The organism is Oscillospiraceae bacterium (assembly GCA_025758045.1).
Taxonomy (GTDB): Bacteria; Bacillota; Clostridia; order Oscillospirales; family Ruminococcaceae; genus Gemmiger.
In genome coordinates, this window is the sequence record CP107208.1 from 134,389 (window position 1) to 157,246 (window position 22,858).

Here is a 22,858-nt window from a genome sequence, read left to right on the forward strand (position 1 = left end):
CAAGGAGTACTCACAAATGGAAATTTACCTATCCAACAGCGGACAGGAGCCGATCTACGCGCAGATCACACGGCAGATCAAGCAGCAGATCTTGTCCGGCCAACTACATGAGGGGGACGCTCTGCCCAGTATCCGCCTACTGGCAAAAGAACTGCGTATCAGCGTTATTACCACCAAGCGCGCCTATGAGGACCTCGAGGCCGAGGGCTTCCTCGTGACCCAGCCGGGCCGCGGCAGCTTTGTGGCACCCCAGAATCCCGCCCTGCTGCATGAACAACACCTGAAAAAAGTCGAAGACTGCCTGCAGGGCGCGGTGGACGCTGCGCGGCTGGGCGGCATCGGCTATGAGGAGGTCGCCGAGACCTTGCGCCTTTTATGGGAGGGCTGAACTATGCTTACCACAGCCGCCGCTTTGCGCGGTGCTACGAAACATTATAAAACATTTGCCCTGGGTCCCGTCGACCTTGCGGTCCCGGCGGGCAGTATCCTGGGCCTGATCGGTGAGAACGGTGCAGGCAAGACCACTGCGCTGAAACTGCTGTGCGGGGCCATCCGGCCGGCCGGCGGCAGCGTGGAACTGCTGGGCGGCTCCCCTGCCGACCCCGCCATCCGCGCCCGCATCGGCGTGGTGTTTGAGGATGCCTATTTCCCTGATTGCTTCAACGCTGCCTGCGTGGGCAAAAGCATGGCGGGCATCTTTGGCAAGCGCTGGGACACTGTGAAATTTGACGCGCTGGTGCGTCGTTTTGAGCTGGACGGCAGCAAAAAAATTAAAGAGTACAGCCGCGGCATGCGGATGAAACTGAGCTTTGCCACCGCCCTGGCCCACGACCCGGAGCTGCTGATCCTGGACGAAGCCACCGCAGGGCTGGACCCTGTGGTGCGCGGCGAACTGCTGGACCTGCTGCTGGACTTCATCCAGGACGAGCAGCACAGCGTGCTGATGAGCAGCCACATTACCAGCGATTTGGAACAGGTCGCCGATGCCATCGCCTACCTGCATCACGGCCAGTTGTTGTTCTGCGAAAATAAGGACGATCTGCTGCAGGAATACGGCCTGCTGCGCTGCGCCGAGACCGACCTTGCCCGCCTGCCCGAGGGCTGTGCCGTCTACACCCGACGCGGGGCGTTCGGCTGCGAAACGCTGGTCAAGGACCGCACCGCCGCCCATACCGCCCTGCCCGATGCCGTCTGCGACAGTGCCAGCATCGATGACATCATGCGCTTTTATAGCGGGAGGGATGCACAATGAAAGGACTTTTGTATAAAGACATCAGCATTATGACCCGCAGCTTCAAGGGCAACATTCTGCTGCTGGTGGCGCTGTACGGAGTGCTCATTTTGGTCACGAGAGAGGCTTACCTGGCCTATGCCATGACGGTGGTATGGGGCATCTACGTGGCCTCGACCATCAACTACGACGAGCAGGCCCATTGGGACGCCTACGCCGCTACCCTGCCGGTGACGCCGGGGCAGGTCATCGCCAGCAAATATCTTCTATGCGCGGCCAGCACGGCCATCGGCGCGGCGCTTTCGCTGGCGCTGGTTTTGCTGGCAGGCGTTGGTGGGGCCGAGTACGCCCTCGGCATTCTGGCCTGCGCCGAAGTCTCGGTGCTGACGAACGCTCTGCTCATGCCCATCACCTACCGCTTCGGGGCAGCCAAATCCCGCGCATATTTAATGGTCATTGTGTTTGCTATCGTTTTCGGGGCGTGTTTTGCCGCACAGGAGATTCTACAAAACCAGACGCAGGTGGGCATTGCCGGCATGAATACCGCATTGCAAGCCAAAACCGCCCTTATAGCGGGCATAATTGCCCTGTCGCTCTTGTTGACTACTGTGCTTTATGCCATCAGTTACACCATTTGTGTGCGCGTCTACGCGAAAAAGGAGAAATGAAAAACCTGCGCTCTGCTTTCACACAGGGCGCAGGTTTCGTTTATCGCAGCATTGTAGGGGAGGATGCTTGCATCCGCCCGCGGGTCGATGCGAGCATCCTCCCCTACAAAATGAGAGGCACCGTATTATAAGTATCCCCCGCTCCTTAGCAGAAAGATCCACCCCGTTAGCGTCAGCGCCGAGAGCAGTGTCGTGGTGGCAATGCAGCTTGACGTCAGCACACCCTCATGGCCCATATTCTTCGCCATGACGTAAGAGCTGGGCGTCGTGGGGCTGCCCAGCATAATGAGCAGCGCGATCAATTCCTCATTCCGGAACCCCAGCACCACAGCCACCGGCACAAACACCGCCGCCAGCCCCACGGTCTTCAGCAGGGCCGCTACCAGCGTGGGCACCAGCTTTTTGATGGCCTTGGCCCCCTCAAAACTTGCACCGATGGACAGCAGCGCCAGAGGGGTGGTGACGGAGGCCAGATTGTTCAACGTTTTAGTGGCAACAGCAGGCAGGCTGACCGGCAGCAGCGCAAACACCGTGCCGGTGATAATGCCCAGCAAGATCGGGTTGGTGGCCACGCCTTTCAGCAATTGCTTCAGCGAGGGGGCACCTTTCTGTTCGGGCGATTCCAGCATCAGAATCAGCACAGCAAAAATGTTGAACAGCGGTACGCTGCCCAGCATCATCAGCGGGGCCATGCCCGCCGTGCCGTAGATGTTCTGGATGAACGCCACGCCCAGTACAGCCGCACTGCTGCGGTAGCTGGCCTGCACGAACTCGCCTACGATGGACTTATCACGGATCAGGACATGCGCTGCGCCCCAGACCACTAAAATGCCGGCCAGCGTGGCCGCAAAGCAGAACAGCACAAACTTAGGCCGGAAATCATGCAGGATATCCACCGCCGACATGTCCAAAAACAGCATGATGGGCAGTGTGATTTTAAAGGTCAGCCTGTCCGCCGTCTTACAGAACTCCTTGGGCAGAAAGCCCCACTGCCGCAGCAGCCAGCCCGCCACCATGGTCAAAAACACCGGCAGGGTGGCGTTTAAGCTGAAGATTAAATTTTGCACAGGTATCCCCCTTTTGTTCCCCTATAGACAAAATTCTACCACCCGCGCCCGCGTTTGACAAGCGCAAAAAAATCTGCGCGACAGGGCCAAAAACGCAGGATTTGTGCCTTGACAAAGTGCATGGAAATTGATATAATAAATTGCTGTGCTGAGAACAGCACAGTTATCCTTGCCTTTCGCATAAGTCGAAAGGCCAAAAGTCCAAAAGGAGGTGCTACAGAATATGGCAAAGTACGAAACCATGATGGTTACCACCGCGAACCTCGACGAAGAGGCTTCCAACGCTCTGATCAACAAGTTCAAGAACCTGATCGCAGCGAATGGTACGATCGATTCTGTTGATGATTGGGGCAAGAAGCGTCTTGCTTACCCCATCAACGATGAGACCGAGGGTGTGTACACTGTGATCAACTTCACCAGCGAGCCCGATTTCCCGGCCGAGCTGGATCGCGTTTTCAAGATCACTGAGGGCGTTCTTCGCAGCATGACTCTTGCTGTTGAGGAGTAAGGAGAAACCGAAATGCTGAATGTTGTTGCAATTATGGGCCGCCTTGCGCGTGACCCGGAACTGCGCCAGACCACGACCGGCAAAAACGTCGCTTCTTTCCGCATCGCTTGCGATCGAGGACGCCGTGACGCCAACGGCCAGAGCCAGGCAGACTGGATCGATGTGGTCGCGTGGGATCGCCAGGCAGAATTTGTCTGCAAGTATTTCCAGAAGGGTTCCCTGATCGTAGTGGACGGCCGTTTGCAGAGCCGCTCCTACCAGGATAAGACCGGCGCAAATCGCACGGCTGTTGAGGTCGTGGCAAACAACATCAATTTCGCGGGCCCCAAATCCTCGAACCCCGCACCGATGGGTGATAACGGCTATGCCGCACCCATGGCAGCCCCCGCCCGCCCGGCAGCGCAGCAGGCACCGGCGCCCAGCTATTCCGCTGGCAGCAACGATGACTTTGCCCTGATCGAGGACGAAGGCGACCTGCCCTTCTAAGAATCGAAAGTATCAATCTATAAGGAGGTTACCACAATGGCTATGGATCGTTCTTCCCGCCCGATGCATCGCGGCCGTAAAAAGGTCTGCAGCTTCTGCGTCGATCGCGTTGAGCACATTGATTACAAGGATCTGCCCCGCCTGCGCAAGTACGTAAGCGAGCGCGCTAAGATCATTCCCCGCCGTGTGACCGGTACCTGCGCTTTCCATCAGCGTGAGCTGACGGTTGCCATCAAGCGTGCCCGTTATATGGCTCTGATGCCCTACGTGAGCGACTAATTCGCGCGTCTGGTATTCACAAGCACAAAAAATCCGAGCAGCCCGTTTCGGCGGGCTGCTCGATTTTTGTTTATAAATGATTTGGCTGCATGTAGGGGTCGATGCCCGCATCCACCCTTACAGAACGTATACACAAAATTAAAAAGGGAGCCGCACGAATGTGCGGCTCCCCTGCTACTTATTGACTAATTATTCTTTCGCTTCCGCTTCTGCCTTTTTGGCGGCTTTCTTGGCCTTGCGGGCTTTGCGCTTTTTGTGGATCAGCGCCAATACCAGGATCAACGCCGCGGCACCGCCTGTGCAGACAGCAATCAGCGGCACCTTGCTTTCCGGCAGGCGGAAAGCGGCCAGGCCGGTGGTACCAGCGGGAGCGGTGAACTTCAGGTAGCTGCCGTCCACGGGGGTGTCCACCTTCTGCCAGCCGTCCGCGGTCTGCAGGTACACTTCCACATTGTCCGGGCCGTCCGGGGCCAGGTAGCGCATCGTATGGCTGGTATCGCCGTCAATGTCGAAGAAGCTCCAGCTCTCCAGATGGCTGCCCACCGCTGCCGGTGCGTCGCTGCTCTCGGTCAGGTCCAGGGCCTCAGTGGTGGCAAAGGTGCCTTCCACCAGCAGGATGGCTCGGCCGTCGCGCTCGGCGCTGCTCTCGCGGGTGGTGTTCAGCTGCGAATACTCGGCGTTGATGGTCATATCAAAGGTGATGCTGCTGAAATCGGTGGTGTCCCACTCGCCGTAGCTGCCCTCTTTGGCGGGCACAACGGGGACATCCTCGTCGGCCAGGCTGCCGCCGTAGGGTACGTCACACTGGGCCACCAGCGTGTCGCCGTCCATAAAGCGCAGCGTCAGGTTCGAGAAGGCCAGCGGCACATCGCCCTGTGCCAGGAAGTCATCATAGCTCATCGGCTCGGCGATGCCAGCGTAACTCACGCCGTCGATGCCGGCGGAGCCCTCGTCCACGAAGGTGTTGCCGGTTACATCGCCGCCCAGCGGGTCCTCCACATAGCCGGCGATGGCACCCATCTGCTCGGTGGCAGTGTCGATGACGACCATTGCGCGGCAGTTTTCCACGGTCTTGCCGCTGCCTACGATGCCGCCGACCTGTTTCGAGCCGGAAAGGCGGCACTTGGCGCCGCTTTCGCGCACGATCGACTTGCTGGAACCAGCCACGCCGCCCACACACTTGGCGTCCTCGGCGTCCACGGCGCCAAAGCCGTAGCAGCCGATGGCAGAGCCCATCTCCATGCTGCCCACGATACCGCCTGCGTTTTCCTTCTTCGCGGTCACGGTGCCGTAGTTGGTGCAGTCACGCACGACCACACGGGATTTAAAGGTAAAGTTCAGCGATTGGCTGCCATCGATGGTAAAGTCATCCTCGGGGTCCAGGTCGTTCTCGCGGGCCATGGCACCGGTGATGCCGCCGGCGTTGATGTCGGCGTTGACATTACCCTCGTTGATGCAGTTGGTGACCTTTCCCTCCACGTCCTCCTCGGTGTCCTCGTCCGAGACATCGTTGATGAGGTCGTCCGTGTCGGTGGTGACGTTCTGGCTGGCGCCGGAAAGCGTCTGGCCGATCTTGTTCATCTGGGCCGTGATGGCGCGGATGTCGTTGATGAGGGCCTGCAGGTTGTTGTTGGTGTCGCTGCTCAGGCCGCTGACCGTATCGGTGATGCTGGTCAGGCTGCCGCTCAAGTCATTCTTGGCGGCGGTGATGCGGTCGGAATCCACCGCAATACTGGGGATGGTCAACGAGAGCGAACCATCCGCGCCAGCCACGGCGCTGGCATCCAGACTGCCGGAACCGTTGTGATTGATGTCGATGGAGAGATCAGGCTGGCCGTGCACGACGCGCCCGGTCTCGTCCATGGCCTGGGTGTCAGTAGAATAGTCGGCCTCGGCGCTGGTGTCGGGTTGTGTTTCAGCGGGCACTTCCGGCTCCGGGACGACCGGATCGGGTTCGGGTGCGGGTGCCGGCGTGGCGGGGGTATCCGGCTGGGACGGTTCCTCGGGGGTGGGGGTCTCGACCGGCGTGTTGTCATCCGGCAGTGGGGTCGGTGTCGGTGTGGGGATCGTGACATCCAGGTCCCAATGCTGATTGCCCTGATTGTTTTCAGAGCCGGAAAGGCTGCCGTTGATCAGGGCGCTCAGGTCGGTCTTGATGGTCTGGGTGCTTAGCGAAACGCCGTTTTTGGTCTGGTCTAGCAGGGTGTCCACGGCGTTGCGGGCACCGGTGATGCGGCTTTGCAGGTCGTTGAGCTGGTTGCTCAGGCTGCTGCCTGCCGCGCTGGCGTCATCGCAGGCGCGATTGACCAGCGTTTGCAGGGTCTCCAGCTCACCGCCCAACTCCTGCAGGGTGTCCTGGGAGTAAAGCAGTGTGCTGCTGGGCTCCATCTGGCCCACGATGCCGCCGCCCTCTTTGCGGGCGTAGACGGGGCCGTAGTTGACGCAGCCCTCGACATAGCCGGTCTGGCTGCCCACGATGCCGCCGATGTTATAACCGATGTGCAGGTAGCCCACGGTGCCGTGGTTGAGGCAGGCGCGGACCACGCCGGAGGAAGTACCGGCAATACCGCCAATGTCGGTGATGTCAGCGGCATTCTCGGTGCCAATCAGATCGTTCAGCGTCAGCTCCGAGAGGTCGACTTCGTTCTGGTCGACGGTGGTGTTGACGTTGGCGTCGTTGCCGCAGTTGATGACCACGCCGTGGTTTTCACCCACGATGCCGCCGATGAAGTGGGCACCGTAGACGCTGCCGGTGGTGGTGCAGTTGTTGATGGTGCCGCTGCTCAGGTTGGTACCGGCGATGCCGCCCACAATGGATGCGCCGGAGGCAACGCCCTCGAACCGGCAGTTGATGAGCGTACCGGCGTTGCTGCCTACGATGCCGCCTACGGTGGTGCGGCTGCCGGAGGGCATCGAGCGGCCTCGGATGGTCAGATCATGTACCACGCCGTCGGCCTGGATGTAGCGGAAGAAGCCCGTCACCGAGCCGTCGTCCACCAGGCTTAGGCCGCTGATGGTGTGGCTGTTGCCGTCAAAGGTGCCGCTGAAGGTGGGGATACCGGCAAAGTCAACGCCGGTCAGGTCCAGGTCGGTGTTCAGGTCCACTGTGCGGTCCTCACTCCAGGAGTCGAGACGGCAATCGGCGACCAGCTGCAAAAGGTCTTCCACACTGTTGATGGAGACCGGCAGCTTCTCAGTCTCCTCTCCTTCTGCCCAGACGGGCAGGGCCAGCATCAGCAGCAGCGCCAGGGCAGTCAACCCGACCAGCAGGCGGCGCGGGAAGTTCAGCTCGGTGTTCATTCAGCGTCGCCCCCTTTCGTAGTGTCGGCAGGTTCATTCGGGGATTCGTCGGTGGCGGTCACGTCGCCTTCCGGCAGGTACATATCGGGTTCATCCACCGTGACTTCGGTGCCGGTGGAGATGCTGGCGTTGAACTGGCCATGCAGCACGCCTTTGATCTCGGCATCTACCACGCCGTTGATGTAACCGCGGACGCGGCCGTTGACGTGCATCGTGCCGCTGGCGGTACGGGTGGTCACGCCGATGCCCTTCATCTCAAAGCTGGTGCGCTCGATGATGGAGTCGCCCAGTACCAGGATCTGCGGCAGAACAAACAGTACCAGGATGATGGAAATGATGGTGCCGCGGCCCAGACACTCGCCGATAGCGGCGATAACGGGGTTGGTGGTCAGCACGCTGATCAGCACACCCGCGGATGCCAGGATGGAGCCGGAGGTGAAGATGGTCGGGAAGGATTCGTTCAAAGCCGCTACAATGGCCTCTTTGTGGTGCATGACTTTCTTCAGGTCGGTGTAGTGGCTGGAGATAACGATGGCGTAGTCAATGTTCGCGCCCATCTGGATAGAGTTGACGATGAGGTAACCCAGGAAGTACAGCTGCGAGTGCTGCAGATACGGGAACGCAAAGTTAATCCAGATACTGCCCTGAATGACGATGATGAGCAGCACCGGCAGACCGGCAGACTTGAAGGTGAACAGCAAAACCAGAATAACGAACAACGCAGACAGCACGCTGATGAGTAGGTTGTCCTGGCCGAAGGAGCTGGACAGGTCCATGGCGCTGGTGGTATTGCCTACCACGTAGTAGTCACTGTCATAATACTTGCCCACGATGTCATGGATCTTGTCCACAAAGGCGAAAGTCTCGTCGCTTTCCTCGGGCACGTTCAGGTAGGCGACCAGGCGGCTGTACTTGTCACTCTGCAGCTGGACCTGAGCCTTGTCCAACTGGGCGAACAGGTCGTCCAGCGTGTTCTGCACATCGCCGCCCAGGGTGATGTTGCCGTCCTCCATCTCCTGTTTGAGGAACATAAACATATCGTACAGCGGAACTTTGTAGTCGCTCAGGCCGTTGATGATTTCGCCATACTCGTCGTGCTCGACGGCGTAGGCACCATACAGAGCCTTGGCAATCTCGTAGTCCAGGTTGGCCAGCTCGGAGAGCTGGCGCGGGGTCAGGGCGTCAGTCAGCATGTAGCCGTCCATGGCTTCGATGTTGGCCAGACCTTGGGTAGAGTCGACCTCGGGACAGCTGTCCAGCTCGGCCAAAATCTTGCCCTCGGACTCGTAATCGCCCGCCGGTACGATGATGGCCACCATGTTGCTGGTGCCAAACTCACCCTTGATCTTCTGGTAGGCGGCCTGACGCTCACTCTGCTTGGCGGTGACCAGGTCGGTGTAGGTGTAGCAGTAAGGGCACAGGTTCGCAAAAACAGCTGCCGCGATGATGACCACCGCAAAGATGGGCGGCACGATGTAGCGGGTCTTGACGTCGAACTTGCCTACGGCAGTGATCCTGGGCACCAGGTTCTTGTGGCGGGTCTTGTCGATCAGCTTGCTGAACAGCACCAGCAGGCCGGGCATCAACGTAAAGACCGACAGCATACTGAACAGGATGGCCTTGATCAGCACAGTAGCCAGGTCGCGGCCAATGCCAAAGTGCATGAACGCCAGGGCGGCCAGGCCGCTGATGGTGGTCAGCGAGGAGGAAGAGATCTCCGGGATGGCCTTGGAAAGCGCGGCAATGCAGGCTTCCCGCACGCCCAGCGTCTCGTGCTCGTCGCTGAAGCGGTGGCACAGAATGATGGCGTAGTCGATGGCCAGCGCCAGCTGCAAAATGACCGTGACCGAGTTGGAGATGAAGCTGATGGTGCCGCACAGGAAGTTGGTGCCCATGTTCAGCAAGGCGGCGGCACCAAAGGTCATGATGAGCACAGGCACCTCGGCGTAAGAACGGGAGGTCAGCGTCAGCACCAGTACAATGATGACGGCGGCGATGACGATGATAACGCTCATCTCGGATTGCAGGTCCGCCGAGGAATCGTAGCCGACCTCAGTGTAGATCGAGGTGTCGTAGTCGGCCAGCTCGGCGCGGATCTCGTCCATGGCGGCCTCGGCGCGGGGATCGTCGACCTCGCCGTCAAAACTGACCGAGAACAGTGCGGAGGAATCCTTGTAGTGGTCTGAGGTCTCGTCGAAGTCGATGGAGTCCACACCGTCGATGTCCTCCAGCTGTTCTTCCAGCTGAACGGCCTTATCGTAGGTGATGTTGGACACCATGACGCGGGCCGTGCCGTAGGTGGTGAAGTTGTCGTTCATCACAGTCAGGCCCTGACGGGTCTCGGTGGAGTCCGGCAGGTAGGTGGTGATGTCGTTTTCCACATTGACCCAGCCCGTAGCAATGACACAGAAAATCAACGCAAAGATGTATAAAAGGAAAATCAGGTTACGCTTATCGACGATAAGCGTCGCCAGCTTTTCCATCGCATTACCTTTTGGCTTTTCGTTTTCCAAAGAAATGCAGCCTCCCTTAAAGTGGATGTCCCCCTATTTTGTATGCTACCATTATAAGAAAAAAATCCGTTTTGTGAAAGAGACAAAACGGGTTTAATGTACAAAAATATGAACGCCTTTTTGTGTAAAAATACTAATAAATTGTGAACACTTTATTGAGGCAAAACTGCCGCCAAAGCGGCAGGGACGGTTTGGTAATAGTTGAATGAAAAAGAGTCATCGATGATACCCTCGCTGCCGGTGTAGTGGGCGTTTGTCTTGATGACCGCCCAGCAGTTTTGCGGCAGCGGCACCCAGATCTCGGCGCACGGCGCACCCCAGTTGTCTTGAGAGGCGCAGCTGCGCAGGGCCTCCGGCGTGACCGCGACGGGCAGCGGCACAGCGGCATCCCAGGCAGAAATCAGGGCGTCGTTGCAGGGCGTTGTGTAAAATTCGTCTGTATAGCTGCCGTCGGCCAGCACGGTAAAAAACTGATTGAGGGCTTCGCATACGACTTCCAGCTTGGTATCGGTCAGTACATTGCCGTCAGGCGGGACCGCATAGCTAGTAATGCCGTAGGGCGGCGCTTCCACGGAGCCGAGGTCCTGCACGCTGCGGTTCTCGTAGTGGTGGCCATCATCGTCCTCATTGAGCACCCAGTAGGTGTCATAGCATTGCAGGGACGCAGGACCCCAGGTCAGCCCCAGCGGATTGGTAAGCTCGGCAGAAGTGATTCCCCAGAAAGAAACGTCCTCACTGGAGGATTCGTAATAGCTGGCCAGGGTCACGCTTTGCGTGTCCTCATAAAAAGGCGAACGGCCCAGCCAATCTACTTTTCCGTCCGCATCGAACGAGAGGTAATACTCATGCCGTCCGCACAGAAACGGCGTGTTGCCGGGGTCAGTGACGGTCAGGGAAAGGAACGGGCTGTCATATTCCCCGCCATACAGGGCGGCTTCCGTGACATTCAGCCCATCAAGGTCATCTAAAGGGAAAGTGTCGGTCAGCACACGTTCCGAGCAGGCAGCCCGCACTTCCTCCACATCGTTGCTGTATAGGCCCATAGCCAGACGGTGGGCATTTTCCTTGGCGGTATCATCGCGCAGAGACATGGAATACCACCAGAAATTGGCGGGTGTTTCTTTGGTGCTGTCCAGCGGCAGCATGGTATATTCCAGCAGGCTGGCCGGGTTAGGCGTAGGCGCGGGAGTTGGTTCTGGTGTAGGTTCTGCCGTTGGCTCCGGCGTAATTGCTGGTTCCGCCGCCGTGGAGACAGACGGTTCAGCCGAACTAGAAACAGCAGTCCCCTCCCCTGCTGCGCAGCCCGCCAGCAGCAGGGGGCAGGCCAGCGCAGCACAAGTAATACGCAATTTCATAAAAATACACCACCTTTTTATTACACGAGAAACTCAGAGGCTCCCTTGTGTAAAGGGAGCTGTCAGCAAAGCTGACTGAGGGATTGTCCTATCTGCGTTGTGATGCGGTTATAATCGTCACGCTTCAATCCCTCCGTCTGCGCTACGCGCAGCAGCCTCCCTTTACACAAGGGAGGCTTTTACCATCTACTCTAATTATACCGTCCTATGTTTCCAATATGTTACAAAAATGCCCACAAAAACAAAAACACCGTGCGGTGTTGAACCACACGGTGTTAAAAGCTATTGTTAAGCTAAAATTACTTCAGCTCGACCTTAGCGCCGACCTCAGCCAGCTTCTTCTGGATGTCCTCAGCGTCAGCCTTGGAAGCCTGCTCCTTCAGCTTGGCGTTCGGGGTCTCAACCAGCTTCTTGGCCTCCATCAGGGAAGCGCCGGTCAGCTCCTTAACGGTCTTGATGACCTGCATCTTGTTGGCGCCAACGTCAGCCAGGATGACGTCGAACTCGGTCTTCTCTTCCTCAGCGGGAGCGGCAGCGCCGGCAGCAGCGGGAGCAGCAGCAGCAACAGCAGAAACGCCGAACTCCTCGCAGATGGTATCAACGAGCTCTTTCAGCTCCAGGACAGTCATAGTCTTGACAGACTCGACAATGGCAGTGATCTTCTCAGAAGCCATGGTAGTTACCTCCATAAATTGTAATGTTTTAAGCGGCGCGGTTTGTATTAGAGCGCTGCGCCTGGGCGCTCAAGCAGCTGTGCCTAAAATCAGGCAGCAGTCTCGTCCTGCTTGTCGACGATACCCTGCAGGGCAACGGCCAGGCCGCCAACGATACCGTTGAGGGAGCCAGCCAGCATGGAGAGCAGACCTTCGCGGTTGGGCATGGTAGACAGGCTCTTGATACCTGCAGCGTCCATGACCTGACCATCGCAGAAGCCGCCCTTGACGACGAAGCGCTTGGACTTGTCGGCGTCAGCAAACTTGCACAGGATGCGAGCAGCAGCAGCCGGATCCTCCGGAGACAGAGCGATAGCCGTGTCACCCTTGAAGTAGTCGGTCAAACCCTCGTACTGGGTGCCCTTAACGGCCAGGCGCAGCATGGTGTTCTTGACGACCATGTAATGGACGCCAGCCTCACGCAGCTCCTTACGCAGCTTGGTGTCGTCAGCAACGCTGATGCCGTTGTAAGCAACGACAACACCGGCCAGAGAACCAGCGATCTTCTCGTTCAGGTCCTTGACAAGAGCCTTCTTGGATTCCAGAATCTTTGCACTGGGCATTTGAATTTCACCTCATTCCACTTACAGATTGGTTTCGGTAAGTGGCTTTCTTGTGATTATACAGAAAAAAGCCATCTTCCCGTCGCCGGGAAAATGGCTTGATAGCTTTGCAATCAAACGCACGTTTCTCGGCAGGTGAGCTTGCGCTCATTATGCCTTGCGGCACCTGCTGTCTTAAAAACAGCTTAATTAGTATAGCACGGGAACGTGCGTTTGTCAATAGCTTTTCTCAGTAAAACCTGAAAAATTAGACACCGTACTTGTTGGTGGCAACGCGGACGCCGGGGCCCATGGTGGTGGCGATGGTTGCGCTCTTGAAGTACTGGCCCTTGGCGGCGGCGGGCTTAGCCTTGGCGATGGCATCCAGGACGGTGTCCAGGTTGGTCATCAGCTTCTCGGCGCCGAAAGAGGCCTTGCCGATGGGCACATGGATGATGTTCTGCTTGTCCAGACGGTACTCGATCTTACCAGCCTTGGCATCGGTAACAGCCTTGCCAACATCGGGGGTAACAGTACCGGCCTTCGGGTTCGGCATCAGACCACGGGGACCCAGGACCTTACCGAGACGGCCAACGCGGCCCATCATGTCGGGGGTGGTGACCAGGACGTCGAAGTCCAGGTAACCGCCGGCGATCTTGGCGATCAGCTCATCATCGCCGACCTCCTGTGCGCCTGCAGCCTCAGCGGCCTTGGCAGCATCGCCCTTGGCGATAGCGATAACGCGAACGTTCTTGCCGGTGCCGTTGGGCAGGACAACAGCGCCGCGGACCTGCTGGTCAGCGTGGCGGCTGTCAACGCCCAGGCGGACGTGCAGCTCAACGGTCTCGTCGAACTTAGCGGTAGCGGTCTTGCAGCACAGCTCCAGGGCCTCGCTAGGATCATAAGTCTTGCTGCTCTCGATCAGCTTAGCAGCGTCGGTATACTTCTTGCCGTGTTTCATTGCTTATTCCCCTCCTGTTCAACCCTCAACGGTAACGCCCATGCTGCGGGCGGTGCCCTTGATCATGCTGACAGCAGCTTCCAGAGAAGCAGCGTTCAGGTCGGGCATCTTGGTCTTGGCGATCTCCTCGGCCTGAGCCAGCGTGATGGAGCCAACCTTGTTCTTGTTGGGCACGCCGGAAGCAGTGTCGATGCCGGCAGCCTTCTTGATCAGAACGGGAGCCGGAGGAGTCTTGGTGATGAAGCTGAAGGAACGGTCAGCATAAACGGTGATGACAACGGGGATGATCATGCCCATCTGGTTCTTGGTACGCTCGTTGAACTCTTTGGTGAAGGCCATGATGTTAACACCCTTCTGGCCCAGGGCAGGACCAACAGGGGGAGCCGGAGTTGCCTTGCCGGCGGGGATTTGCAGCTTGATGTAGCCAGTGATTTTCTGTGCCATAATACTTGCACCTCCAAATTTTGTGGTGAGTTGCGGCCTGCGGTGCAGACCTCCCACGGGCGTGCGACCTCCGCACGCCCTATAAAAACCGTACCCCAGGCCAAAGCCTGTTCGCGGTCTCTACCGGAAATTGCGATGTTCTGATTTATATCAGAACAGTTTGACCTGATGCAGCTCCAGTTCTGCGGGCAGCTCGCGGCCAAACATGGTGATTTTTACGCGCACCTTGCGCGCGGGAATGTCGATCTCCTCGACAGTACCGACGGAACCTTCCATCGGGCCGGCGGTGATCTCCACCGTATCGCCGACCTTGTAGTCGACCGTAAGCTCGGCTGTGGTCTCAACGCCCATCTTGGCAACCTCAGCCTCGCTCAGGGGCTCAGGCTTGGATTCAGGGCCGACAAAACCGGTGCAGCCGCGGGTATTGCGCACGATGTACCAGGTGCTGTCGTTCATGACCATTTTGACGAAAACGTAACCGGGATACAGCTTGCGCTGCACCTCTTTTTCGCCGGTCTTGTTGCCGCGCTTGTCCAGGACTTCTTCCAAGACGGTCTCGGTGGGGACCTTGACATCGCAGATCAGGTCCTGGATGCGGCGGTTTTCTACCATCGTCATCAGGTCCTGGGCTACTTTGTTTTCGTAACCGGAATAGGTATGGACTACATACCAGGATGCTTGTTCAGCCATGGTCTTTGCCTCCGCTTAAAGCGCTCAGGCGCCGATCATCAGATGGATGGCGCCGCCGAAGATGAGATCCAGCAGGATCAGCACGACAGCTGCGACCAGCACAACCACGAGCACCGTGATGGTGTTGGTCTTTACATCGGCTTTGCTGGGCCATACGACCTTTTTCAACTCACCTCTAGTATCCTTAAAATACTTGCCGATGCCTTTGAAAAAGTTCTTGACCTTGCCAAAAAACGAAGTTTTCTTGGTCTTGTCGCTTTGAGCCTGGGCTGCGGTGTTAACCGCTTTTTTGTCTGCCATCTCTAAGCTCCTATCCTCACTTGGTTTCGCGGTGAAGGGTATGCTTCTTGCAGAAACGGCAATACTTCTTCATCTCAAGACGATCGGGAGAATTCTTCTTGTTCTTCTCCTTGTTGTAGTTGCGCTGCTTGCACTCGGTGCAAGCCAGGGTGATCTTGACAGTCATTGTTCGGCACCTCCATTATCGGTTAATAAGCCTCCCTCGCGCTTGCAGGCTGCCCGCGAAAATGGGCATAAAAAATAAACCCGCAAAAGAGGTGCTACTATAGTACCACAACTGCGGGTTTACGTCAAGAGAATTTACAAATTTTTTTGCGTTGCTTGGAGAGGAATGTCGATCTCCTCCCCCAAAGTAAAGCTGTAGATGGTCAATTTGGTTACCGGCACAGCCAAACGCTGGGCAAAAGCGCGGCGGTACAGCTGCAATTGCGCGGCGTATTCCTTTATATAAAAGGCAGCATCGCGGCTGCGGTCGGTCTTGTAGTCCAAAATTTCGGCGTGGTCGTCGTAGACCAGCACCAGGTCGGCAATGCCCTGCACCAGCACCTCAGCCTCGCACTCCCCTGCTTCGGGGGTGATCTGCGCAGCGGGCAGGGCGGTGATGAACGGTTCCTCCCGCAGTACGGCCCTGGCGTGGCGGATGCGCCGCCAGACGGCACTTTCAAAAAACGGGCGCACGCGATCCAGGTCCAGTTTGTCGGCCAAGCCTGCATCCAGCAGGCGGGCATCGATCTGGCGCTGCACCTCAACGTCCAGGTCGGGCGCGGTGCCGTCGAAGGCGACGCTCTGCATAAAGGCGTGGATGGCGGTGCCGCGCTCGGCCCCGGTCATGCCGGTCTTTTGCAAAAAGGCAGGGCGCTCCAGTGCCACGGGCCGCGCAGCGTGGGCCACGGCGCTGACACTGACCTTGGCCGGGATCTTTTGCAGCGGGGCGCGGGGGCTGCACCAGGCAAAGCTTTGGCGCAGGGTGTCCAGCAGGGCTTCGTCCGGCGCGGGCGCGGGGGCCGGTTCCGGCACGGGGGCCGTTTCGGGCGCAGGCAATACCTTTATAGTAAGTGGTATGCGGGTGGGCAGGTAGTGGGGCAGCAGGCCGGTGTAGGCCCACAGCGCGTCACTGCTGGGGTGCAGCAGCACGGCGGTCAGCAGCCAGCCCGCCCAGCTGGACATGCCCTGCATGGCTTCGGGGCCGGTGGCCTCGGCGTGGGCGCAGAGGGCGGGTGTTTTCAGCGAGCTGGCTGCCTTTTTCAGCGGTATCGTGATAATCAGCGCATCCTGGGCACGGGTCAGCGCCACGTACAAAACGCGCATCTCCTCGCTCAGCGTTTCGGTGCGGATGGCCTGGGCCAGCGCGGCGTAGGGCAGCGTTTTGTACCGCTTGGCGGTGCTGCCCGCCCGCAGCATGACGCCCACGCCCAGCCTGCTGTGGGTCAGCACTGGGCGGATGGCGTCGCTCTGGTTGAACTGGTGGGAGGTGTTGGCCACAAAGACCACCGGGAACTCCAACCCTTTGGAGCGGTGCACCGTCATGATGCTGACGCAGCCCGGCCGGGTTTGACCGCCGGTGTTTTGGGTCAGGCCGCCGTTTTGCCGGGCGGCATCCATGGCGCGGATAACCCCCGGCAGGCCGGTGCGCCCGGCAGAAGCCGCCCAGGCGCAGAAGGATTGCAGGTCCTCCCGGCAGCGGGCACCCTCAGGCAGGGCCCCCACGGCGGCTAAGTACCCGGTGCGCGCCAAAAGTTCCTCCAACAGCGCGTCCACCGGCAGGGTGCGGGCCAGGCGGCGGAACTCGGCCAGCGTTTCCAAAAACGGCGCAAACCGGGGCTGGCCGCCGTACAGCACCGCGCCGTACAAACTGCCCTCGGGGCAGGCACCGCGCAGGGTGACCAGATCGTCGGCGGTGTACGGGAACATGGGGCTGAGCAGCACCGCCGCCAGAGGAATGTCCTGGGCAGGGTTGTCGATGACCCGCAGCAGCGCCGCAAAGGGGCGGATGTGGGGCTCGTCCAGCAGGTCCGCCGCCGTATCGGCAAACACGGGGATACCCGCAGTGCGCAGGGCGGCTTCGTACACGGCAAAATCGCCACGCCCGCGCAGCAAAATGCAGAAATCATCGTAGCGGCAGGGGCGCTGGCCGGTCTTGTCGCGCACGACAAAACCCTCGGCCATCATCTCCCGGATGCGGGCGGCAATGGCGGCGGCGTCCCCCTCGGCCCCAGCACCGTCGATGACATCGACCTCGCAGAAGCCGCGGTAATCGGTAGTTTTGCTGCCCACCACAAGGCGCTGGCCGTCGCCGTAGGAAACGCCGCCCAAGCCTTGAGAGAAGAACACCTCAAACAGATAGTTGATGCCCGCAATGACCCCCGGCGCACTGCGGAAGTTGGCATCCAGCGCCAGCGAGGCAGGCTGCGGTGCGGGCTGGGGGTAAGCCTGCCAGCGCTGCTGTTTGTCCACAAACACCTGCGGGTCGGCCTGGCGGAAGCGGTAGATGCTCTGCTTGATGTCGCCGACGAAGAAGAGGTTGTCCCCTTCCGACCGGGCCAGCGCAAAGTAGATGGCATCCTGCAAGGCGTTGGTGTCCTGATACTCGTCCACCAGCACGGCCGAGTAGTGGCTGCTGACGGTGCGGCACAGCGGCGTGCGCTGGTTGTCGGGCGTCAGCAGCAGGTCCAGCGTCAGGTGCTCGAAATCGGCGTAGTCCAGCAGCTTTTCTTCGCACTTGGCGGCAAAGCAGGCATCGGCGAACTGCTGGGTCACCCGCACCAGCGCGTCCACCAGGGGCGCGGCGCGGCGGCGGTCAGCAGCGTATTCCTCGCCGGTACACAGCAAAAAGTCGGTGCGCAGGCTTTCGATCTGCTTTTTGGCGCGGGCGCGCAGCTCACTGGCCGCAAAGGCGCAGGGGTTGCCGTCCTTGCCGCCTTTGATACGCCCGGCCCGCCGCCAGGCGGTGTCGAACTCGCCCAGCGCGGCCACGGATCTATCCCAATCGCCTTTCTCAAGTACCTGGCACAGCCAGGTCACGCGGTCGGCATCCTCCTGCAAAACAGCGGTGTAGGCAAAGTCGGCGGCTTCGTCTTTGGCGGCGGTGCGGGCTGCAGCCTGCAGCAAGGCGCGGGCGCCCTGAGCGCGCTGCAAAGAGATAGCCAGCAGATTCTGCCCCCAGGGGGTGTCCTGGGGCGGGGCGTCCTGCTGCCACATGGCGGCAAACTGCTGCAGCACCTCGGCCGGGTGGGGCAGAGCACGGCTGAAATGGTACAGCTCCAGCACGGCGTTGCCGGCGGTATTGTCGGTGCGGCCCCGGTCGTAGAGGTCCGCAAAGGCGCGGAAATCTGCATCGGTGTAGGCCGATTCCAAAACGGCGGAAAGTGTCTCCTGCTCAATGCGGGCCAGCTCAGCTTCCTCGGCGGTGGTAAAGTCCGGCGGCACATCCAGCGCGGCAAAGTGCTGCTGCACAAAATGCAGGCAGAAGGCATCCACCGTGCCGATGGCTGCCCGCTGCAACAGCAATTGCTGGCGGCGCAGGCGCATGTCTCCGGGGTGGGCACGCACTTCCTCGGCCAGGCGGGTGGTGATGTCCGCCCGCAGTTTGGCGGCGGCTGCGTTGGTAAAAGTCATGATGAGCAGGCTGTCGGCCTCCACGGGGTGGATCGGGTCGGTGATGAGGCCCACCACCCGCTCGACCAACACGCGGGTCTTGCCGGAACCGGCGGCCGCCGACACCAGCAAACTGCCGCCCCGGGCCGTAATGGCGGCCGATTGGGCGGGGGTGAATTGTATCTTGGCAGATTCAGGCATAGGCCAGCTTCCTCGTTCTCGTCATTCTTCAAAAGGTTCGTCCGGCACGGCGGGAGTGCGCTCGTGCTCGCCGTCCCGGTGGCGGCAGGCCATGCGGAACTCGCAGTAGGTGCAGGGGCTGCGGGCACCGGAACACAGCGGTTTGGCGTCGATCTCGCCGCTGTACAAATCCTGCGCCATTTGGGTCAGCAGGCCGTCCAGGTGGTCGCGGATGCGCCGCAGCTTGGCTTCGTCGGCCAGCCTCCCCTTGCTGTTGGTGATGCGTCCGGTCTTGGCGCTGAAATTCAGCGGCACAAACTCCCCTGTCCCCCTGGTGTCCATGGCGCGGTAGATACTCTCATTATCCAAAAGCAGGCCGTTCAGCGGGTAGGTGGGCTGCAGGTCGGCCTCTTCGCCGGACACTTCCTGCCGGGGCACGCTCTCGGGTGCGGGGTCAGCCAGCAGGTATTCTACGCCGGCGGCGGCAGGGGCCGGGAACAACGAATCGCCGTTGCGTTCCAGCGTAAACAGATACAAAAACATCTGGCAGTCCAGCCCGCAGTAGACTTCTTTGAGCTGGAAGTCCTTGCCGCCGGTCTTGTAGTCCACCACCCGCAGGTAAGTGCGGCCGTCGCCGGGCAGCGGCATGGCGTCCACGCGGTCGACGGTGCCCACCACGCGGATGGTGTGCCCTGCCCCGTCATCCAGGCGCACCGGCTCGATGCGCGGGGCGTCGGGGTCGTCGCCGGGATGGTCATCGATGCGCAGCTCAAAGGCCACCGGCTGAAAGCCCGACTGGCGCAGGTCCCGCTGGATGAACCCCAGTAGGTTAACGAGGTTACGGCGGATGCGCTCCACTAAATACTGCATGCGCACGGTGGCGCCGGGCAGATTGGCGGTGACGTACTCGTCCACCAGACTGTCCACAAGGGCCTGCAATTCCTCGGGCGTCAGGTCCTTAAAGGCGGCGCCCTGGCGGCGCAGGGCGTTTTCCAGCACCCAGTGGGTCAGCGTGCCGCTGATGTTGGGGGCCAGCTCGGCCTTTTGGCGCGGTGCGGCCCGCAGAATGTACTGCAAAAAGTAGCCGAAGGGGCAGGTCTGGTATTTTTCAAACCGGGTGGGACTGATGCGCAGCTCCCGTCCCAGCAGCTTTTCCAGCGCGGCGGTGTTCTGCACTTTGGTGGGCGCATCGGGGTCGTCCTGGGCAACGCGTACCACGGCGGCATACCCGGTGGAAAGCTCGCCGGTCTTTTCGGCTTCGTCCAGCGCGGTGCGAACAGCGGCACCGGCGGCGCTCTGGGCCGGGTCCTGGGTCAGCACGCCCAGCACATCCAGCGCGGCGGCGGGGGCGGCGGCCAGCTCGGCGGCGGTGGGCTGCACAAAGGGTGCCTGCAGCAGGTTCAGCACCGGGGCCAGTGCGGCGCTGGCGGGGTCAGTATCCTCGGCATGGGCGGCACCGGGCCAGCTGAGCCAAAGGAACCGCTGCGACACCGTGAGGGCCTTGTAAAAGCAGATGCCCTCGCGCAGGACTTTATTTTCAAAACAGTCGGGCAGTTCGGCCCCCTGATGGATCATCAAGTCGCGGTCGGCATGGGTCAAAAGGCCCTGGTCGCCGGGCGTCTGGGGAAACTCGCCCTCCAGTAGACCCACCACAAACACAGCGTTGGTCTCCGGCAGGCGCATACGGCCCGCGGTGGTCAAGATCACGCTGTCCAGACTTTGGGGGATATGCCCCATGTCGGTGGTGCGCAGCAGCAGCGTGAACAGTTCGGCGTAGTCGGCGGGGGCGAGCACTTCGTCCCCCAGCAGCAGGGCCAACTGGTTCAGCAGGCCCATGACCACGTTCCACTCCCGCAGCACTTCGTCCGCTTCGGGCAGGCGGCCCTGGGCACGCAACGTTTCGGCCAGGGCGTTGAGGGTGTCCTCGGCCCCCAGGGCTTGTAAAAATAGGTAGAGCTGTTTGGTCAGCGCGGCGGCCCCGATGTTTTTGGTGCGGGGCAGAAAGTCTGCGACCCGCTCCATCACAAAGGCGCGGGCGGCTTCGGCGTCCGCCAAGGTCTGGCGGTCCTGCTCTTTATCGGTGCCCGCGTACCCGGCAGCGCTGCGGGTGAAGGGCTCACGCCAATCGGCGGCGCGCAACGGCCAGGTGTAAGCATAGTTTTCCAGTGCGCACTGCTGCTGTTCCGGCAGGTCGACGAGGCCGGTCTTGAGCAGACGCAGCAAACTGCGGCTGGAGACACCGCCGCGGGCCAGGTCCAGCGCGGCATGCACGGCGCGGGCGGGGGCGGTGTTCTCCGGCGTGGTGGCTTCGTCGCAAAACAGCGGGATGCCCTGCAGGCGGAATTCGTACCGCAGTGCGCCAAGATACCCGGCGGTGTCGCGGCAGATGACCGCCATGCGGCTGTAGGGCACTCCGGCGCGGGCACGGACGGCGATGGCGGCGGCCACGGCCTTGGCCTCGGCCTGGCGGCTGGCGGCGGCATAGCAGACGATGGCCGGGTCGGCTGGGTCCACCGTGCAGTCCGGCGTATAGGTCGGGTCGGCCAGCAGCAGGTTCAGTTCGGCCAGCGCGGGGACGCCGGCGTGGCGCTTGTCCTCGGTCAGAACTACCGTGCGGGTGGGCACGTTGGCATCGGCGGCCATCCGCTTTAAGCCGGCAATCACCCGCTGCACGCCGCTGAACAGCCCCATGCCCCCGGCGGTGTCCTGTTCGCCATCGCAGCACAGGCAGACGGTCACATCCGCTACCGGCAGCATGGCAGCCAGCAGGGCGCGTTTGGGCGCGTTGAAGGTATCAAACTCATCCATGTACACGGTGCGGCCCGCAAAAAAGCTGGCATCCAGCATCTGCGCCGCCAGCTGTTGGCGGTCGCCGGGATCCATGGCCGTCTGGGCCAGCTGGGCCTCGTAGGAGCCGTAGATCAGCGAAAGTTCTTCCAGCTTTTCCCGGTCAGCCCCCGGCAGGCGGGCATAGGCGGCCAGCTGGTCGGGGGTGATGCCGGCACTTTTCAGTTCCTCGATGGTCTGGGCGGCTTTCTCGCAAAAAGCGGCGCTGCGGCGCTGGCGGTTGTAGTAGACGACTTTGTCCAGCAGGCTGTCCGCCGCACGGCGCACCAGCAGGGCACGGCCGGCTTCGCTCAGGGTCTCCACGGCCGCACCGCCGTAACGGCGCAGCAGTGCTTCCGCCAGCGAGGTGAAGGAGTAGCTTTCCACGTAGGCGGACAGGCTGTCGCCCAAAATATGGTAGAGCGTCCCCTCGGTGGAGGAGGTGAACTGTTCCGGCACGATGAGCAGGCTGCGCTGGCCGTTTTCGGCGCGGGTGCGCAGCTCGGCCAGCATCCGCCGGGATTTCCCGCTGCCGGAGGGGCCTAAAATGAATGTGAGCATGGAGTGTTCCTTTTTTACTGTTGAATCCAATTTTTCACCGCGTCCACCACCGCAAACCGGACCTCATATCGCCCAAACACCAGGGCGTTTTCGGCCTGGGAGGGGTACTTGGCCTGGGCACCGGAGACACAGAGTGCGGGGTACAGCACACAAAACCAGTTGTGGCCTTTCCCTTCCCCCAGCTCCACCCGCAGCGCGGTGTAGCGCCCGCCCGGCAGGGCGAAGCTGCCGTAATCCCGCGGGGCAAAATCCAGCCGTTCCAGTTTCAGCCGGGCAGTCTGGGGGCTGTGGGCTTTGTACAAGGCCTGCTGTGCGGCCTGGTGCAGCACGGGCAGCGCCTGCCGCAGGGCGGCTTCGGCTCCGGTGGTGGTGCCGGCCTGCAAAACGCTGTCGGGCAGGGCGGCCAAAATGGCATCCCGCACCTGCAGCTTGACCAGCTGATCCTCCAGCGTGTCGCTGTTGGCCAAAATGTGCAGCCGCACCGTGTCGGCGCAGACGCGGTCGGCTACCTGGCGGCGGTGGGCGGCGAAAGCTGTAAGTAAAACCGTAAGTGCGAACCCCAGCGCAAAGCCAAGCTCCAGCACGCGGCGCTTTTTTTCCAGTTTTTTCAGCATACAAGTTCTCCCCTTTCGCAGACAGT

Annotated in this window: 20 protein-coding genes and 1 other annotated feature; of the genes, 6 read left to right on the plus strand and 14 right to left on the minus strand. The window is 60.5% G+C overall.

From position 1 onward, the window contains the following. Window positions 1–16 precede the first annotated feature (16 nt). Genes OGM81_00760 through OGM81_00770 form a run of 3 tightly spaced genes read left to right on the plus strand, consistent with a single transcriptional unit; the run spans window position 17 to window position 1,899 of the window. Entirely contained in the window at window positions 17–388 is a 372-nt protein-coding gene (locus OGM81_00760; GenBank protein ID UYJ43713.1) for a GntR family transcriptional regulator, read from the plus strand. 3 nt (window positions 389–391) lie between these two features. Further along, on the plus strand, window positions 392–1,252 hold the full coding sequence (locus OGM81_00765) for an ABC transporter ATP-binding protein (protein ID UYJ43714.1): 861 nt from the start codon (window positions 392–394) through the stop codon (window positions 1,250–1,252). Beyond that, window positions 1,249–1,899 (plus strand): ABC-2 transporter permease, encoded by a 651-nt coding sequence (locus OGM81_00770; protein UYJ43715.1) that lies wholly within the window; start codon window positions 1,249–1,251, stop codon window positions 1,897–1,899. Before OGM81_00765 ends, OGM81_00770 begins: the two co-directional genes overlap by 4 nt. 125 nt (window positions 1,900–2,024) lie before the next feature. Here the strand turns inward: OGM81_00770 and OGM81_00775 are convergent, their stop codons facing one another. Next, window positions 2,025–2,966, minus strand: a complete 942-nt coding sequence (locus OGM81_00775; GenBank protein UYJ43716.1) for an AEC family transporter — start codon at window positions 2,964–2,966, stop codon at window positions 2,025–2,027. A gap of 223 nt (window positions 2,967–3,189) precedes the next feature. Here OGM81_00775 and rpsF point away from each other — a divergent pair, with 223 nt between their 5' ends. Genes rpsF through rpsR form a run of 3 tightly spaced genes read left to right on the plus strand, consistent with a single transcriptional unit; the run spans window position 3,190 to window position 4,239 of the window. Then, complete coding sequence (gene rpsF / locus OGM81_00780; protein ID UYJ43717.1) at window positions 3,190–3,474, plus strand: 30S ribosomal protein S6; 285 nt, start codon at window positions 3,190–3,192, stop codon at window positions 3,472–3,474. A 12-nt stretch (window positions 3,475–3,486) separates the two neighbouring features. Next, window positions 3,487–3,960, plus strand: a complete 474-nt coding sequence (locus OGM81_00785; GenBank protein ID UYJ43718.1) for a single-stranded DNA-binding protein — start codon at window positions 3,487–3,489, stop codon at window positions 3,958–3,960. Between the two features lie 36 nt (window positions 3,961–3,996). Then, complete coding sequence (gene rpsR / locus OGM81_00790) at window positions 3,997–4,239, plus strand: 30S ribosomal protein S18 (protein UYJ43719.1); 243 nt, start codon at window positions 3,997–3,999, stop codon at window positions 4,237–4,239. Between the two features lie 189 nt (window positions 4,240–4,428). Here the strand turns inward: rpsR and OGM81_00795 are convergent, their stop codons facing one another. The 13 genes from OGM81_00795 to OGM81_00855 form a co-directional block, all read right to left on the minus strand. Continuing rightward, window positions 4,429–7,539, minus strand: a complete 3,111-nt coding sequence (locus tag OGM81_00795; protein UYJ43720.1) for a hypothetical protein — start codon at window positions 7,537–7,539, stop codon at window positions 4,429–4,431. After that, window positions 7,536–10,052 (minus strand): MMPL family transporter, encoded by a 2,517-nt coding sequence (locus OGM81_00800; GenBank protein UYJ43721.1) that lies wholly within the window; start codon window positions 10,050–10,052, stop codon window positions 7,536–7,538. The genes OGM81_00795 and OGM81_00800 overlap by 4 nt, the downstream gene beginning before the upstream one ends. A 152-nt stretch (window positions 10,053–10,204) precedes the next feature. After that, a complete protein-coding gene (locus OGM81_00805; protein ID UYJ43722.1) occupies window positions 10,205–11,407 on the minus strand; it encodes a hypothetical protein in 1,203 nt (400 codons plus the stop codon). 299 nt (window positions 11,408–11,706) lie between these two features. After that, window positions 11,707–12,081, minus strand: a complete 375-nt coding sequence (gene rplL, locus OGM81_00810; GenBank protein UYJ43723.1) for a 50S ribosomal protein L7/L12 — start codon at window positions 12,079–12,081, stop codon at window positions 11,707–11,709. Window positions 12,082–12,170: 89 nt separating this feature from the next. Continuing rightward, window positions 12,171–12,683 carry a 50S ribosomal protein L10 gene (gene rplJ, locus OGM81_00815; protein ID UYJ43724.1) on the minus strand — a complete coding sequence of 171 codons (513 nt, stop codon included), beginning with the start codon at window positions 12,681–12,683 and terminating at the stop codon, window positions 12,171–12,173. A gap of 56 nt (window positions 12,684–12,739) precedes the next feature. Continuing rightward, window positions 12,740–12,880 (minus strand) — a sequence feature (ribosomal protein L10 leader region). Window positions 12,881–12,930: 50 nt separating this feature from the next. Then, window positions 12,931–13,623, minus strand: a complete 693-nt coding sequence (gene rplA, locus OGM81_00820) for a 50S ribosomal protein L1 (protein UYJ43725.1) — start codon at window positions 13,621–13,623, stop codon at window positions 12,931–12,933. 18 nt (window positions 13,624–13,641) lie between these two features. After that, on the minus strand, window positions 13,642–14,067 hold the full coding sequence (gene rplK / locus OGM81_00825) for a 50S ribosomal protein L11 (protein ID UYJ43726.1): 426 nt from the start codon (window positions 14,065–14,067) through the stop codon (window positions 13,642–13,644). 150 nt (window positions 14,068–14,217) lie between these two features. Continuing rightward, window positions 14,218–14,757: a transcription termination/antitermination protein NusG gene (nusG, locus tag OGM81_00830; protein ID UYJ43727.1), complete on the minus strand. Its 540-nt coding sequence runs from the start codon at window positions 14,755–14,757 to the stop codon at window positions 14,218–14,220. 24 nt (window positions 14,758–14,781) lie between these two features. After that, a complete protein-coding gene (secE, locus tag OGM81_00835; protein UYJ43728.1) occupies window positions 14,782–15,057 on the minus strand; it encodes a preprotein translocase subunit SecE in 276 nt (91 codons plus the stop codon). A gap of 16 nt (window positions 15,058–15,073) precedes the next feature. After that, window positions 15,074–15,223 (minus strand): 50S ribosomal protein L33, encoded by a 150-nt coding sequence (rpmG, locus tag OGM81_00840; protein ID UYJ43729.1) that lies wholly within the window; start codon window positions 15,221–15,223, stop codon window positions 15,074–15,076. A gap of 134 nt (window positions 15,224–15,357) precedes the next feature. Beyond that, window positions 15,358–18,852 carry a UvrD-helicase domain-containing protein gene (locus OGM81_00845; GenBank protein ID UYJ43730.1) on the minus strand — a complete coding sequence of 1,165 codons (3,495 nt, stop codon included), beginning with the start codon at window positions 18,850–18,852 and terminating at the stop codon, window positions 15,358–15,360. Between the two features lie 21 nt (window positions 18,853–18,873). Next, the gene (locus OGM81_00850) at window positions 18,874–22,218 is read right to left on the minus strand and encodes a PD-(D/E)XK nuclease family protein (GenBank protein ID UYJ43731.1); all 3,345 of its coding nucleotides are present in this window, start codon (window positions 22,216–22,218) and stop codon (window positions 18,874–18,876) included. Window positions 22,219–22,232: 14 nt separating this feature from the next. Next, window positions 22,233–22,832: a stage II sporulation protein R gene (locus OGM81_00855; protein UYJ43732.1), complete on the minus strand. Its 600-nt coding sequence runs from the start codon at window positions 22,830–22,832 to the stop codon at window positions 22,233–22,235. Window positions 22,833–22,858 lie beyond the last annotated feature (26 nt).

Excerpts from the sequence above, each read along its gene's own strand:
- OGM81_00760 (UYJ43713.1), top strand. The coding sequence starts at position 17 with ATGGAAATTTACCTATCCAACAGCGGACAGGAGCCGATCTACGCGCAG.
- OGM81_00765 (UYJ43714.1), top strand. The coding sequence starts at position 392 with ATGCTTACCACAGCCGCCGCTTTGCGCGGTGCTACGAAACATTATAAA.
- OGM81_00770 (UYJ43715.1), top strand. The coding sequence starts at position 1,249 with ATGAAAGGACTTTTGTATAAAGACATCAGCATTATGACCCGCAGCTTC.
- rpsF (UYJ43717.1), top strand. The coding sequence starts at position 3,190 with ATGGCAAAGTACGAAACCATGATGGTTACCACCGCGAACCTCGACGAA.
- OGM81_00785 (UYJ43718.1), top strand. The coding sequence starts at position 3,487 with ATGCTGAATGTTGTTGCAATTATGGGCCGCCTTGCGCGTGACCCGGAA.
- rpsR (UYJ43719.1), top strand. The coding sequence starts at position 3,997 with ATGGCTATGGATCGTTCTTCCCGCCCGATGCATCGCGGCCGTAAAAAG.
- OGM81_00795 (UYJ43720.1), bottom strand. The coding sequence starts at position 7,539 with ATGAACACCGAGCTGAACTTCCCGCGCCGCCTGCTGGTCGGGTTGACT.
- OGM81_00805 (UYJ43722.1), bottom strand. The coding sequence starts at position 11,407 with ATGAAATTGCGTATTACTTGTGCTGCGCTGGCCTGCCCCCTGCTGCTG.
- rplL (UYJ43723.1), bottom strand. The coding sequence starts at position 12,081 with ATGGCTTCTGAGAAGATCACTGCCATTGTCGAGTCTGTCAAGACTATG.
- rplJ (UYJ43724.1), bottom strand. The coding sequence starts at position 12,683 with ATGCCCAGTGCAAAGATTCTGGAATCCAAGAAGGCTCTTGTCAAGGAC.
- rplA (UYJ43725.1), bottom strand. The coding sequence starts at position 13,623 with ATGAAACACGGCAAGAAGTATACCGACGCTGCTAAGCTGATCGAGAGC.
- rplK (UYJ43726.1), bottom strand. The coding sequence starts at position 14,067 with ATGGCACAGAAAATCACTGGCTACATCAAGCTGCAAATCCCCGCCGGC.
- nusG (UYJ43727.1), bottom strand. The coding sequence starts at position 14,757 with ATGGCTGAACAAGCATCCTGGTATGTAGTCCATACCTATTCCGGTTAC.
- secE (UYJ43728.1), bottom strand. The coding sequence starts at position 15,057 with ATGGCAGACAAAAAAGCGGTTAACACCGCAGCCCAGGCTCAAAGCGAC.
- rpmG (UYJ43729.1), bottom strand. The coding sequence starts at position 15,223 with ATGACTGTCAAGATCACCCTGGCTTGCACCGAGTGCAAGCAGCGCAAC.
- OGM81_00845 (UYJ43730.1), bottom strand. The coding sequence starts at position 18,852 with ATGCCTGAATCTGCCAAGATACAATTCACCCCCGCCCAATCGGCCGCC.
- OGM81_00850 (UYJ43731.1), bottom strand. The coding sequence starts at position 22,218 with ATGCTCACATTCATTTTAGGCCCCTCCGGCAGCGGGAAATCCCGGCGG.
- OGM81_00855 (UYJ43732.1), bottom strand. The coding sequence starts at position 22,832 with ATGCTGAAAAAACTGGAAAAAAAGCGCCGCGTGCTGGAGCTTGGCTTT.